10 protein-coding genes are annotated in these 12,570 nt (G+C 72.9%); 6 read left to right on the forward strand and 4 right to left on the reverse strand.

The annotated features are described in order from the left end of the window. Positions 1-166: 166 nt before the first annotated feature. A complete protein-coding gene (dhaK, locus tag ABTY15_RS38510; protein WP_350606862.1) occupies positions 167-1,162 on the forward strand; it encodes a dihydroxyacetone kinase subunit DhaK in 996 nt (331 codons plus the stop codon). A gap of 12 nt (positions 1,163-1,174) precedes the next feature. Beyond that, a complete protein-coding gene (gene dhaL, locus ABTY15_RS38515) occupies positions 1,175-1,846 on the forward strand; it encodes a dihydroxyacetone kinase subunit DhaL (protein WP_350606865.1) in 672 nt (223 codons plus the stop codon). Between the two features lie 37 nt (positions 1,847-1,883). Here dhaL and ABTY15_RS38520 read toward each other — a convergent pair whose 3' ends face one another. Then, positions 1,884-3,056 (reverse strand): PP2C family protein-serine/threonine phosphatase, encoded by a 1,173-nt coding sequence (locus ABTY15_RS38520; protein ID WP_350606870.1) that lies wholly within the window; start codon positions 3,054-3,056, stop codon positions 1,884-1,886. A gap of 267 nt (positions 3,057-3,323) precedes the next feature. Between ABTY15_RS38520 and ABTY15_RS38525 the strand changes: the two genes are divergently transcribed. Together ABTY15_RS38525 and ABTY15_RS38530 are read left to right on the forward strand one after the other, a co-directional pair. Continuing rightward, entirely contained in the window at positions 3,324-3,542 is a 219-nt protein-coding gene (locus ABTY15_RS38525; RefSeq protein WP_350606874.1) for a heavy-metal-associated domain-containing protein, read from the forward strand. Further along, positions 3,539-5,836 (forward strand): heavy metal translocating P-type ATPase, encoded by a 2,298-nt coding sequence (locus ABTY15_RS38530; protein WP_350606877.1) that lies wholly within the window; start codon positions 3,539-3,541, stop codon positions 5,834-5,836. Before ABTY15_RS38525 ends, ABTY15_RS38530 begins: the two co-directional genes overlap by 4 nt. A gap of 107 nt (positions 5,837-5,943) precedes the next feature. Here the strand turns inward: ABTY15_RS38530 and ABTY15_RS38535 are convergent, their stop codons facing one another. The 3 genes from ABTY15_RS38535 to recD2 form a co-directional block, all read right to left on the reverse strand. Then, positions 5,944-6,663 carry an SDR family NAD(P)-dependent oxidoreductase gene (locus ABTY15_RS38535; RefSeq protein ID WP_350606880.1) on the reverse strand — a complete coding sequence of 240 codons (720 nt, stop codon included), beginning with the start codon at positions 6,661-6,663 and terminating at the stop codon, positions 5,944-5,946. A gap of 521 nt (positions 6,664-7,184) precedes the next feature. Further along, positions 7,185-8,474 (reverse strand): citrate synthase, encoded by a 1,290-nt coding sequence (locus ABTY15_RS38540; protein ID WP_350606887.1) that lies wholly within the window; start codon positions 8,472-8,474, stop codon positions 7,185-7,187. A gap of 225 nt (positions 8,475-8,699) precedes the next feature. Beyond that, positions 8,700-10,937, reverse strand: a complete 2,238-nt coding sequence (gene recD2 / locus ABTY15_RS38545) for an SF1B family DNA helicase RecD2 (RefSeq protein WP_350606892.1) — start codon at positions 10,935-10,937, stop codon at positions 8,700-8,702. Positions 10,938-11,131: 194 nt separating this feature from the next. Here recD2 and ABTY15_RS38550 point away from each other — a divergent pair, with 194 nt between their 5' ends. After that, complete coding sequence (locus tag ABTY15_RS38550; protein ID WP_350606893.1) at positions 11,132-11,926, forward strand: VOC family protein; 795 nt, start codon at positions 11,132-11,134, stop codon at positions 11,924-11,926. Positions 11,927-12,002: 76 nt separating this feature from the next. After that, positions 12,003-12,455, forward strand: a complete 453-nt coding sequence (locus ABTY15_RS38555) for a GNAT family N-acetyltransferase (protein WP_350606897.1) — start codon at positions 12,003-12,005, stop codon at positions 12,453-12,455. The last annotated feature ends 115 nt before the right edge of the window (positions 12,456-12,570 follow it).

Consider the following 12,570-nt stretch of genomic DNA (forward strand, 5'->3'; position numbering starts at 1 on the left):
TGCCGGCGAAGCGACCTCGTACTGGGTCGTACTCGGGCGTTTCGCCGGTGCGTCCAGCCGGGATGCCCGGCGTCGCGCGCCCGGCGGGAATTGTCGGACAGGCCCTGGCACCGCCGTCTGGCGTAGCGTCGGATCCAGCAGCCGTCTGCCGAGGGAGCGAAGCGTCGTGAAGAAGCTGATCAACACCCCGGAGCGCGTCCTGGAGGACGCCCTGGCCGGAGTGGCCGCCGCCCACCCCGAGTTGACGGTGGACATCCCCAACCGGGTGATCACCCGGGCCGTCCGCCCGGACCGCCCCAAGGTCGCGCTGATCTCCGGCGGCGGCTCCGGCCACGAGCCGCTGCACGGCGGCTTCGTCGGCCCCGGCATGCTCGACGCGGCCTGCCCCGGCGAGGTGTTCACCTCCCCCGTGCCGGACCAGATGCTGGCCGCCGCCAAGGCCGTGGAGACCGGCGCGGGCGTGGTCTTCGTCGTGAAGAACTACACCGGCGACGTGATGAACTTCGAACTCGCCGCCGAACTCGCCGCCGAGGAGGGCCTGGAGGTCCGCACCGTGCTGGTCAACGACGACGTCGCGGTCGAGGACTCGACCTGGACGGCCGGCCGCCGCGGCACCGGCGCCACCGTCCTGGTGGAGAAGACCGCCGGCGCGCTGGCCGAGCGCGGCGCCTCCCTCGACGAGGTCGCTGCCCTCGGCGAGCGGGTCAACGCCGCCTCCCGCTCCTTCGCCATCGCGCTCACCGCCGCCACCGTCCCGGCCGCCGGCAAGCCCGGCTTCGACCTGCCGGAGGACGAGATCGAGGTCGGCGTCGGCATCCACGGCGAGCCCGGCCGGCGCCGCGAGAAGCTGCGCCCGGCCCGCGAACTCGCCGCCGAGGTGGTCGAGACCGTCCTCACCGACCACCACCTGACCCCGGGCGACGAGGTGATCGCCCTGCTCAACGGCCTGGGCGGGACACCGCTGCTGGAGCTGTACCTGGTCTACGGCGAGGTCGCCGCCCGGCTCGCCGAACGCGGCATCACGGTGGCCCGCAGCCTGGTCGGCAACTACGTCACCAGCCTGGACATGGCCGGCTTCTCGCTCACCCTGACCAAGGCCGACGCCCAGCTGCTGGAGCTGTGGGACGCCCCCGTCGACACCCCCGCCCTCAAGCGGGCCTGACCGGGAGCTCCCATGGCCTTCGACACCCCGCCGTCCGACACCCCGCCGTCCGACACTGCGCCGTTCGACACCGCGCTGGCCGAGGCCTGGATCCGCGCCATCGCCGCCGCCGTCGACCAGGACCGGGACCGGCTCACCGAGCTGGACTCCGCGATCGGCGACGGCGACCACGGCAGCAACCTCCAGCGCGGCTTCACCGCCGCCGTGACCGCCCTGGACGGCCTCCAGCCGGCCGGCCCCGGCGCCGTGCTGGTCAAGGCCGGGACGACGCTGATCTCCAAGGTCGGCGGCGCCTCCGGCCCGCTCTACGGCAAGGCCTTCCGCGCCATCGGCGCCGCCCTGCCCGAACCCGCCGGCCCGGCCGCCCTCGCCGAGGCCCTGGCGGCCGGCCTGGACGCCGTCCGCGCGCTCGGCAAGGCCGAACCCGGCGACAAGACCATCGTCGACGCCTACACCCCGGCCGTGGCCGCCTTCCGCACCGCGGCCGCCACCGGCGCCGGCCTCGCACAGGCCGCCGCCGCGGCCGCCGACGCCGCCGAACGGGGCGCCCTCGACACCGTCCCGCTCCAGGCCCGCAAGGGCCGCGCCTCCTACCTGGGCCCCCGCAGCGTCGGCCACCAGGACCCGGGCGCCACCTCCACCGCCCTGCTCTTCCGCACCCTCGCCGCGGTCACCGCCCGCTGACCCCGGGGCCTGTCCGGCACGACCCGCCGGACAGGCCCTACCCGTCCGTCCGCGTGATCAGCAGCAGCAGCGCGTCGTCCCGCAGCTCCCCGCCCGTGTGCGCCAGCAGGTCCGCGTACACCCGCCCGACCGCCGCCTCCAGCTCCCCCGCCGAACGCGCGGCCCCGCGGACCAACGGCCCGACCCGCTCCGCGAGCGGGTAGAACCCGCCGTCCTTGCGGTGCTTCGCCTCGATCACCCCGTCCGTGCAGAGCACCAGGACGTCCTCCGCCCCGAACGGCTGGTCCCAGGTGGCCGGCTCCCCGGCGGCGAGCCGGCCGAGTCCGAGCGGCACCCACGGGTCGGGCGCGTCCAGGACGTGCGCCCGTCCGTCCCGGTCCACCCGGATCGGCGGGACGTGCCCGTACTGGAGCAGTTCCATCACCCCGGGCGTGCGGAACTCGGCGAACAGCGCCGTGGTGAACTCCCCGTCCGGCACGTGCCGCTCGACGCTGGCCTCGATCCGCGCCGCGACGCCGCGCAGCCCGGCCTCGTCGTACGCGGCCTCGCGGAACGCCCCCAGCACCACCGCCGCCGTCTGCACCGCCCCGAGCCCCTTGCCGCGGACGTCCCCGACCGCGACCCGGGTGCCGTGCGGGGTCTCCAGCACCGAGTAGAGGTCCCCGCCGATCTGCGAGGCGTCGGCCGCCGAGACGTACCGCACCGCCATCCGCAGCGGCCCGACGACCGGCCCGGGCAGCCGCAGCAGGGCCCGTTGGGCGGCCTCGGCGACGGAGCTGACGGCCGCGAAGGCCGCCGCGCGCCGCATCCGGAGCCGGGCGACCCAGGCGGAGAACACGGTGAGCAGCAGGTAGCTGACCATCGCGCCGTAGAGGAAGCGGGCGTCGTTGATGTTGTCGACCTGGTCGTAGTGGCTGAGCCCGAAGACCGCGATCAGGCCGGCCGAGCAGACGGCCAGCAGTTCGCCGGGGCGCAGCGTCAGCGCGGCGATCGCGGGGACGACGGTCATCAGCGGCGCGAGGTAGCGGTCCTTGCCGGAGAGCAGGTCGGCGAGCGCGACCAGCAGGACCGCGACCAGGGCCGGGGTCGCCCGTCGCCAGAACGGCACGTCCTGGAGGTCGGTGGCCATCAGGGCCCCGCGCTGCCGGCCCGGGGGCAGTCCCGCGGCGGTGGGGTCCGTGGGCGACTGGGCACGGCGGATCAAGAACACATATCGAACATAACGGACGATCAGCAGCCGCACCCATCCGCCCACCGCACCGCCCGGCCCACCGGGGCCGGACCGGCCCGGATCCGCCGCCACCCGGCGCGGATTCGGGCGCTCCGCGTCCGGGCGCATACGCTCTGCCCCGGGGCGCGTCGCGGACGTGATCCGCCCCACCCGGCGCCCCTCAGAAATACCCCGCATGGGTATGGTGTCGGAGAGCGTAGGAAGCCCGGGCCGGACCCGGGCGGCACAGACCTTCCGGAGGCCCCGATGTCCAGCACCATCACCTACACCGTCACCGGCATGAGCTGCGGCCACTGCGAGAGCGCGATCAGCAAGGAGCTCTCCGTGCTGACCGGCGTCACCGAGGTCGCCGCCGACGCCAAGGCCGGCACGGTCACGGTCTCCTCGCACGCCCCGCTGGACGACGAGCAGGTCCGCGCCGCCGTCGACGAGGCCGGCTACGAGCTGGTCGGCCGCAGCGCATGAGCGAGCGCGGCGAGCTCGCCGTCGCGGCCCGGGACCGGGTCGAGCTGTCGATCGGCGGGATGACCTGCGCCTCCTGCGCGGCCCGGATCGAGAAGAAGCTCAACCGGATGGACGGCGTCGAGGCGACCGTCAACTTCGCCACCGAGAAGGCCCGGATCGACTACGGCGACGGCGTGACGGTCGAGGACCTGATCGCCACCGTGCAGAACGCCGGCTACACCGCCGAGCTCCCGCCGCCGCCGGCCCCGGTCGCCCCCGAGCCGGCCGGTCCCGCCGCGCCCGGGCCGCCCGCCGCCGACCCTCCCCCAGCCTCCGGCCGGGGGTACCCCCAACTGGACCGGCTGCTGGTCAGCGCCGTCCTCAGCGCCCCGGTGGTCCTGCTGTCGATGGTCCCGGCCCTCCAGTTCGCCAACTGGCAGTGGCTGGCCTTCGCGCTGACCGGCCCGGTCGTGGTGTACGGCGGCCTGCCGTTCCACCGCGCCGCCTGGACCAACCTCAAGCACGGCGCCGCGACCATGGACACCCTGGTCTCGCTCGGCACCCTGGCCGCCTTCGGCTGGTCGTTCTGGGCGCTGTTCTGGGGCCACGCCGGCATGCCCGGGATGCGCCACGAGTTCAGCCTGGCGATCGGCGACACCGACGCCTCGTCCACCCTCTACCTGGAGACCGCCGCCGCCGTCACCGTGCTGATCCTGCTCGGCCGCGCCCTGGAGGCCCGCTCCAAGCGCCGGGCCGGCGCCGCCCTGCACGCCCTGCTCGACCTCGGCGCCAAGGACGTGTCGGTGCTCCGGGGCGGCCGCGAGCTGCGGCTGCCGGTCGCGGAGCTGACCGTCGGGACGCGCTTCGTGGTGCGCCCCGGCGAGAAGATCGCCACCGACGGCGTGGTCGTCGAGGGCAGCTCGGCGGTGGACGCCTCGATGCTGACCGGCGAGTCCGTGCCGGTCGAGGTCGGCGTCGGCGACGCCGTCACCGGTGCCACCGTCAACGCCGGCGGCCGGCTGGTGGTCGAGGCCACCCGGGTCGGTACGGACACCCGGCTCGCCCGGATGGCCAAGCTCGTCGAGGACGCGCAGAACGGCAAGGCCGCCGCCCAGCGCCTCGCCGACCGGATCTCCGCCGTCTTCGTCCCGGTGGTCATCCTGATCGCGCTCGCCACCCTGGTCGGCTGGCTGCTGGTCTCCGACAGCCCCACCGAGGCGTTCACCGCCGCGGTGGCGGTCCTGATCATCGCCTGCCCGTGCGCCCTCGGCCTGGCCACCCCGACCGCGCTCATGGTCGGCACCGGCCGCGGCGCCCAGCTCGGCATCCTGATCAAGGGCCCGGAGGTGCTGGAGACCACCCGCAAGGTCGACACCATCGTGCTGGACAAGACCGGCACCGTCACCACCGGCCAGATGACCCTGCTCGCCGTGCACACCGCCGAAGGCGTCACCGAGGCCGAGGCGCTGCGACTGGCCGGCGCCCTCGAACACGCCTCCGAGCACCCGATCGCCCGGGCGATCGCCACCGCCGCCCGCGAACGGACCGCCGAGCTGCCGTCGGTGGAGGGCTTCGAGAACCTCCCCGGCCGGGGCGTGCGGGGCGTCGTCGAGGGCCACCGGGTGATCGCCGGGCGCGAGACCCTGCTGGCCGACCAGGCCCAGCACCTGCCGCCCGCCCTGGCCGGGGCCGCGCGTGCCGCGGAGGCCGGCGGGCGGACCGCGATCGCGGTCGGCTGGGACGGCGAGGCACGGGCCGTCCTGGAGGTCGCCGACGCGGTCAAGCCGACCAGCGCCGAGGCGATCGCCCGGCTGCGCGGCCTGGGTCTGACGCCGGTGCTGCTGACCGGCGACAACCGGGCCGTCGCCGGAGCGGTCGCGGCCGAGGTCGGCATCGCGGCGGAGCACGTGATCGCCGAGGTGCTGCCGCAGGACAAGGTCGCGACCGTCCAGCGGCTCCAGGCCGAGGGCAAGGTCGTGGCGATGGTCGGCGACGGCGTCAACGACGCAGCCGCACTCGCCCAGGCCGACCTGGGCCTGGCCATGGGCACCGGCACCGACGCCGCCATCGAGGCCGGCGACCTCACCCTGGTCCGTGGCGACCTGCTCGTCGCCCCCGACGCCATCCGGCTCGCCCGCAGGACCCTGGCCACCATCCGGGGCAACCTGTGCTGGGCGTTCGGCTACAACGTGGCGGCGATCCCGCTGGCCGCCGCCGGGCTGCTCAACCCGATGATCGCGGGGGCCGCGATGGCCTTCTCCTCGGTCTTCGTGGTCACCAACAGCCTCCGGCTGCGCCGCTTCCGGCCCGCCTGAAGCCCCGCCTGAGCCCTGCCCGAGCGCCGACCCGCGCGAAAGGCCGCGAAGGGCCCGTACCGCTCCCGGTACGGGCCCTTCGCGTGCGTCCGGTGCCGGGGGCGCGGTCAGCGCCCGAGCAGCTCGCCGCCGTTGCAGTGCAGGATCTCGCCGGTGACGAACCCGGCCTCGGGCGAGGCGAGGAAGTAGACCGCCGCCGCGACCTCCCCGGTCTCGCCGATCCGGCCGAGCAGGGTGCGGGCCGCCCGGCGGGAGACCTCGGCCTCGTCCAGGCGCGGGCCGAAGAACTCGGTGCCGGCCACCGTCCCCGGCGCCACGATGTTGGCGGTGATCCCCGAGGCCCCCAACTGGGCGGCCAGGAAGTGGTTCCACGCGTGCAGCGAGGCCTTGGCCGCGCCGAAGGAGCCGGCCCCGCGCAGGGCGGCGATCGAGCTGATGGTGACCACCCGCCCGGAGCCGGGGGTGAGCCGGTCGCGGATCGACTCGGTGAGCAGCACCACGGTCAGCACGTTCCGCTCGAAGTCGCCGCGCCAGCGGGCCAGCAGGGCGTGCGGCCCGCCGCCGATCACGGTCTCCCGGCTGCCGGCGTTGTTGACCAGCACGTCGATCCGCTCGGGGAGTTCGGCGAGCGCGGCCTCGACGGCGTCGGGGTCGGCGAGGTCGCACACCAGTGGGGTGACGTTCGGGCCGAGGTCGGCCGCGGCCCGTTCGAGCACCTCGCGGCGCCGGCCGACGATCACGACCCGTTCGCCCGCCTCGGCGAACCGCCGCGCCACCTCGTACCCGATTCCCGTGCCACCGCCGGTGACAACGACGTTCCTGGCCATCTGCGCACTCCCTCCCCAGTTCCGCCACCACGCCGCGAGGGTGCGGGCGGTCCGTACCGGAATGCCACGATTCCTATCACGCTCGGTTGCCGTGACTGCGGGGAGGGTGACGTCGCGCGTGCGGGAACGTGTGATATGGGCGCGGCACGACGCGCACACGGAGCGTGGCGAGAGGCAGCTCACACCCCCCGGGCGTAACTTCTCGCACCCTGATACGTCTTAGGTTGGTAGTGCGGCAGTTTTCCGATGGGCGGAGACGCGACGAACGGCATCGTGTCCCCGCGCTTCCTTCGGCTGCCGCCGACGGGGCTCCGGCGGGCCCCGGGACAGGTCGTCGACCTCGACGGCCTTCGCGCACGGCGCCGGGGTTGTGGCGGGCCAGGGACGCTTTGAGCGGCCGTCCCCGGTCGCGGCCGGCCCCGGAGTCGTGCGCCGTACGGTTCCGTCCCCGCGCGGGAGCACCGCGCGGGGACGCGAAAGGGCCCGACCGCAGTGCGGCCGGGCCCTTACCGGTTTTCGGGTCAGCGGTCGCCGAGGGCGACGTAGTCGCGGATCGCGGTGCCGGTGTAGATCTGGCGCGGACGGCCGATCCGGCTGGTCGGGTCGTTGATCATCTCGTGCCAGTGGGCGATCCAGCCGGGCAGCCGGCCGAGGGCGAACAGCACGGTGAACATGCTGGTCGGGAAGCCCATGGCGCGGTAGATCAGGCCGGTGTAGAAGTCCACGTTCGGGTACAGCTTGCGGGAGATGAAGAAGTCGTCCTTGAGGGCGTGCTCCTCCAGCTTGAGCGCGATCTCCAGCAGCTGGTCCTGCTTGCCGAGCTGGCCGAGCACCTCGTGCGCGAGCAGCTTGACCTGCGCGGCGCGCGGGTCGAAGGCCTTGTAGACGCGGTGGCCGAAGCCCATCAGCTTGACGCCGGCCTCGCGGTTCTTGACCTTGGTGATGAAGGCGTCGACGTCGCCGCCGTCCTTCTGGATGCTCTCCAGCATCTCCAGCACGGCCTGGTTGGCGCCGCCGTGCAGCGGGCCCCAGAGCGCCGAGATGCCGGCCGAGATCGAGGCGAACAGGTTGGCGTGGCTGGAGCCGACCAGGCGCACGGTGGAGGTCGAGCAGTTCTGCTCGTGGTCCGCGTGCAGGATGAGCAGCTTGTCCAGGGCGTTGACGATGACCGGGTTGAGCTCGTAGTCCTCGGCGGGGACGGCGAAGGTCATCCGCAGGAAGTTCTCGACGTAGCTCAGGTCGTTGCGCGGGTAGACGAAGGGCTGGCCCATCGCCTTCTTGTACGCGTAGGCGGCGATCGTCGGCAGCTTGGCGAGCAGGCGGACGGTCGACAGGTGGCGCTGGTCCGCGTCGAACGGGTTGTGGCTCTCCGGGTAGAACGTGGACAGCGCGCCGACCACCGAGGACAGCATGGCCATCGGGTGGGCGTCCCGCGGGAAGCCCTGGAAGAAGCGCTTGACGTCCTCGTGCAGCAGCGTGTGCTGGGTGATCTCGCGGTTGAACTCCGCCAGCTGGTCGGCCTTGGGCAGTTCGCCGTTGATCAGCAGGTACGCGGTCTCGATGAAGCCGCCCTGTGCGGCGAGCTGCTCGATCGGGTAGCCGCGGTAGCGCAGGATGCCGTTGTCGCCGTCCACGAAGGTGATCGCGGACTTGTACGCGGCGGTGTTACCGAAGCCGTTGTCCAGGGTGACCAGGCCGGTCTGCGAGAGCAGCTTCGAGATGTCGAAGCCCCCGTTGCCCGCAGTGCTCTCGACGACGGGGTACTCGTACTCGCCGTCCTGGTACCTCAGTACTACCGAGTTGTCGCTCACGTCTTCCTCACCGACGAAATGAAACCTCTACCAAGGTGCCCTGACCGTCTCTACCTTCCCCCATCCGGAGGACAGCCGCGCACCCGGGGTGGCCCGGAAGGGCCCGCCCCTACAAAACCTGCCGCCGTAGCCGGTACGAACCGGACAAGATCGGCACCACCCTAGGCTCTGCCGTAAATCTCTTCACGTCAAGAGAACCTTAGAGGCAACCATCCTGTTGGATAATCATCCAGTTGCCAGCCGATGGTCGAGGGCGGCATGCCTCCGACCTGCACTGACAGCCCGCACGGCCTGAGCGATCGCCTTCCGTGACCCGACCAGCACCACCAGTTTCCGAGCCCTGGTCACAGCCGTGTACAACAGATTTCGCTGGAGCATCGTCCAAGCGGACATAGTGACCGGAATCACCACCACCGGATACTCGCTGCCCTGCGAGCGGTGGATCGTCACCGCGTACGCGTGGGCCAGCTCGTCCAGTTCGTCGAAGTCGTACGGCACCTCCTCGTCCTCGTCGGTGAGCACCGTCAGCCGCTGGTCGTCCACGCTGAGGGTGGTCACCACTCCCACTGTGCCGTTGAAGACGCCGTTCCGCCCCTTGTCGTAGTTGTTGCGGACCTGCGTGACCTTGTCCCCCACCCGGAACGTCCGCCCGCCGAACCGCCGCTCCGCCAGCCCCTCCCGGGCCGGCGTCACCGCCGCCTGCAACAGCGTGTTCAGGTTCCCCGCCCCGGCCGGCCCCCGGTGCATCGGCGCCAGCACCTGGACGTCCCGGCGCGGGTCGTAGCCGAAGCGCTGCGGGATCCGGCGCGCCACCACGTCCACCGTCAGACCGGCCGCCCGCTCCACGTCGTCCTCCGCGAACAGGAAGAAGTCCGGCAGACCGTCCGTCAGCGGCGGCTTCCCCTCGTTGATCCGGTGCGCGTTGGTCACCACGCCCGACTGCTGCGCCTGCCGGAAGATCCTGGTCAGCCGCACCGACGGGATCGGGCCGTCGTCCGCCAGCAAGTCCCGCAGCACCTCGCCGGCGCCCACCGAGGGCAGCTGGTCCACGTCCCCCACGAACAGCAGGTGAGCGCCCGGCGGCACCGCCTTGACCAGCTTGTTCGCCAGGATCAGGTCCAGCATCGAGGCCTCGTCCACCACCACCAGGTCCGCGTCGAGCGGGCGGTCCCGGTCGTACGCGGCGTCCCCGCCCGGCTTCAGCTCCAGCAGCCGGTGCACCGTCGAGGCCTCCGCCCCGGTCAGCTCCGCCAGCCGCTTCGCCGCCCGCCCGGTCGGCGCCGCCAGCACCACCTTCGCCCGCTTCGCCAGCGCCAGCGTCACGATCGACTTCACCGTGAACGACTTGCCGCAGCCCGGACCACCCGTCAGCACCGCGACCTTCTCGCTCAGCGCCAGCCGGACCGCCTGCTCCTGCTCCGGCGCCAGCTCCGTCCCGGTGCGCTTCGTCAGCCAGCCCAGCGCCGCCGCCCAGTCCACGCCCGCGGCCCACGGCATCCGGTCCGCGTCCGAACGCAGCAGCCGCAACAGCTGGTTGGCCAGCGAGATCTCCGCCCGGTGGAACGGCACCAGGTACACCGCGGTGATCGGCTCACCCGCCTCCCCCGGCACCTGCTCGCGCACCACCCCCTCCGCCGCCACCAGCTCCGCCAGGCAGTCGATCACCAGCCCCACGTCCACCTGGAGCAGCTTCACGCCGTCCGCGATCAGCCGCTCCTCCGGCAGGTAGCAGTGCCCCTGGTCGCTGCTCTGCGACAGCGCGTACTGCAGCCCCGCCTTGACCCGCTCCGGGCTGTCGTGCGGGATCCCCACCGCCTGCGCGATCCGGTCCGCCGTCAGGAAGCCGATGCCCCACACGTCCGCGGCCAGCCGGTACGGCTCGTTGCGCACCACCCCGATCGAGGCGTCCCCGTACTGCTTGTAGATCCGCACGGCGAGCGAGGTCGACACCCCGACCCCTTGCAGGAAGACCATCACCTCCTTGATGGCCTTCTGCTCCTCCCAGGCCGCCGCGATCTTCTTCGTCCGCTTCGGCCCCAGCCCCGGCACCTCGATCAGCCGGCCCGGGTCGGTCTCGATCACCTCCAGGGTGTCCACCCCGAACCGCTCCACGATCCGCTCGGCGAACCGCGGCCCGATCCCCTTGATCAGCCCCGAACCCAGGTACCGCTGGATCCCCTGCACCGTCGCCGGCAGCACCGTCGTGTAGTTCTCCACCACGAACTGCTTGCCGTACTGCGGGTGCGACCCCCACCGCCCGTGCAGCCGCAGCGACTCGCCGACCTGCGCGCCCAGCAGCGCGCCCACCACCGTCAGCAGGTCGTTCGCGCCGCGGCCGGTGTCCACCCGGGCCACCGTGTACCCGGTCTCCTCGTTGGCGTACGTGATCCGCTCCAGCACGCCCTCGACCTGGGCGAGCTGGCGCGGCACGGGCTCCCGCCCCGCCTGCGCCTGCCTGACCACCTGGCCCCCTTCGACCGCTACGGGTGGACCCTTCCGCTACGCACCGTACCGCCTGGGTCCGACAAGTCCGGGCCCCGGTCTCCGCGGCCTCCCCCTGCCGTGCAGGGGCCCCGCGCCGGTGCCAGGCTGGGAGGGAAGAAGCCGGGGGGTCGTCCGCCCGCTCCCGCACGGGCCCGGTCCGAGGAGCCGCCGCCATGCTCACCACCGCCTTCCGCCCCGGCTCCCCCGACTGGCTCGACCTGGGCAGCCCCGACACCCGGGCCTCCGTCGCCTTCTACACCGCCCTGTTCGGCTGGACCTTCGACTCGGCCGGCCCCGAGACCGGCGGCTACGGCTTCTTCCAGCTCGACGGCCGCACGGTCGCCGCGCTCGGCCCGCTCCTCGACGAGGGCGCCCTGCCCGCCTGGACCCTGTACTTCGCCACCCTCGACGCCGACCGCACCACCGAACTCGTCGAACAGGCCGGCGGCCGCGTCCGGTTCACCCCCTTCGACGTCTTCACGGCGGGCCGGATGGCCGGCTACACCGACCCCACCGGCGCCGAGTTCGCGGTCTGGCAGCCGCACGACACCCGCGGCCTGGACGTGGTCACCGAATCCGGCAGCCTCTGCTGGGCCGAGTGCTACAGCGTCGACGCCGAACGCGCGAAGTCCTTCTACCGCGCGGTCTTCGGCTGGCAGGAACAGGACGTCCCGGTCGGCGAGGCGCTGCTCTACACCGTCCTCACCCCGGCCGGCGGCGGCAGCGACGACGCCCACGGCGGCATCATGCAGCTACCCCCCGAGCAGACCGCCGCCGGCACCACCTCGCACTGGCTCCCGTACTTCGAGGTCCCCGACGTGGACGGCTGCTACGCCCGCGCCGAACAGCTGGGCGCCACCCCCCGGATCTCCCCCGTGGACGTGCACGGCGTCGGCCGGCTCGCCCAGCTGCACGACCCGCACGGCGCCGTCTTCGCCGTCATCACCACGGCCAAGCCCGGCGGGTGACGCCGGATCACCCCCGAGAAGGGGCCTGAGGGGGTGCTGAGGGGGTGACGGGGGGCGGCTAGAGTCATCCACCACCATGAGTGATTTCTGCATCCGTCAGGCCGTTGTCGAGGACCTCCCGGCGATCGTCGCCATGCTCGCGGACGATCCGCTGGGCGCCACCCGCGAGAGCCCGGACGACCTCGCCCCCTACCTCGACGCCTTCGCCCGCGTCGACGCCGACCCGAACCAGCACCTCACCGTCGCCGAGCGCGACGGCCGGGTCATCGGCACCCTGCAACTGACCGTCGTCCCCGTCCTCTCCCGCAAGGGCTCCACCCGCACCATCATCGAGGCCGTCCGCATCCACGCCGACGAACGCGGCAGCGGCCTCGGCACCCTGCTGATCGAGTGGGCCGTCCAGCGATCCCGCGAACTCGGCGCCGACCTCGTCCAGCTCACCTCCGACGCCACCCGCACCGACGCCCACCGCTTCTACGAGCGGCTCGGCTTCGTCGGATCGCACCTCGGATTCAAACTGAAGCTCTGACCGCACCGTCCCGACATTTCCCGGAAATGCAAAGAACCCCCGATCCGAATGGATCAGGGGTTCTTTGTGAATGATTGTTCGGCGGCGTCCTACTCTCCCACAGGGTCCCCCCTGC

It is taken from the genome of Kitasatospora sp. NPDC097643, assembly GCF_040302625.1.
In the GTDB taxonomy this organism is placed as follows: domain Bacteria; phylum Actinomycetota; class Actinomycetes; order Streptomycetales; family Streptomycetaceae; genus Kitasatospora.

Coding starts and splice junctions, on each gene's coding strand:
- ABTY15_RS38550 (WP_350606893.1), top strand. CDS start 11,132: ATGCTCACCACCGCCTTCCGCCCCGGCTCCCCCGACTGGCTCGACCTG.
- ABTY15_RS38535 (WP_350606880.1), bottom strand. CDS start 6,663: ATGGCCAGGAACGTCGTTGTCACCGGCGGTGGCACGGGAATCGGGTAC.
- dhaL (WP_350606865.1), top strand. CDS start 1,175: ATGGCCTTCGACACCCCGCCGTCCGACACCCCGCCGTCCGACACTGCG.
- ABTY15_RS38530 (WP_350606877.1), top strand. CDS start 3,539: ATGAGCGAGCGCGGCGAGCTCGCCGTCGCGGCCCGGGACCGGGTCGAG.
- ABTY15_RS38525 (WP_350606874.1), top strand. CDS start 3,324: ATGTCCAGCACCATCACCTACACCGTCACCGGCATGAGCTGCGGCCAC.
- ABTY15_RS38555 (WP_350606897.1), top strand. CDS start 12,003: ATGAGTGATTTCTGCATCCGTCAGGCCGTTGTCGAGGACCTCCCGGCG.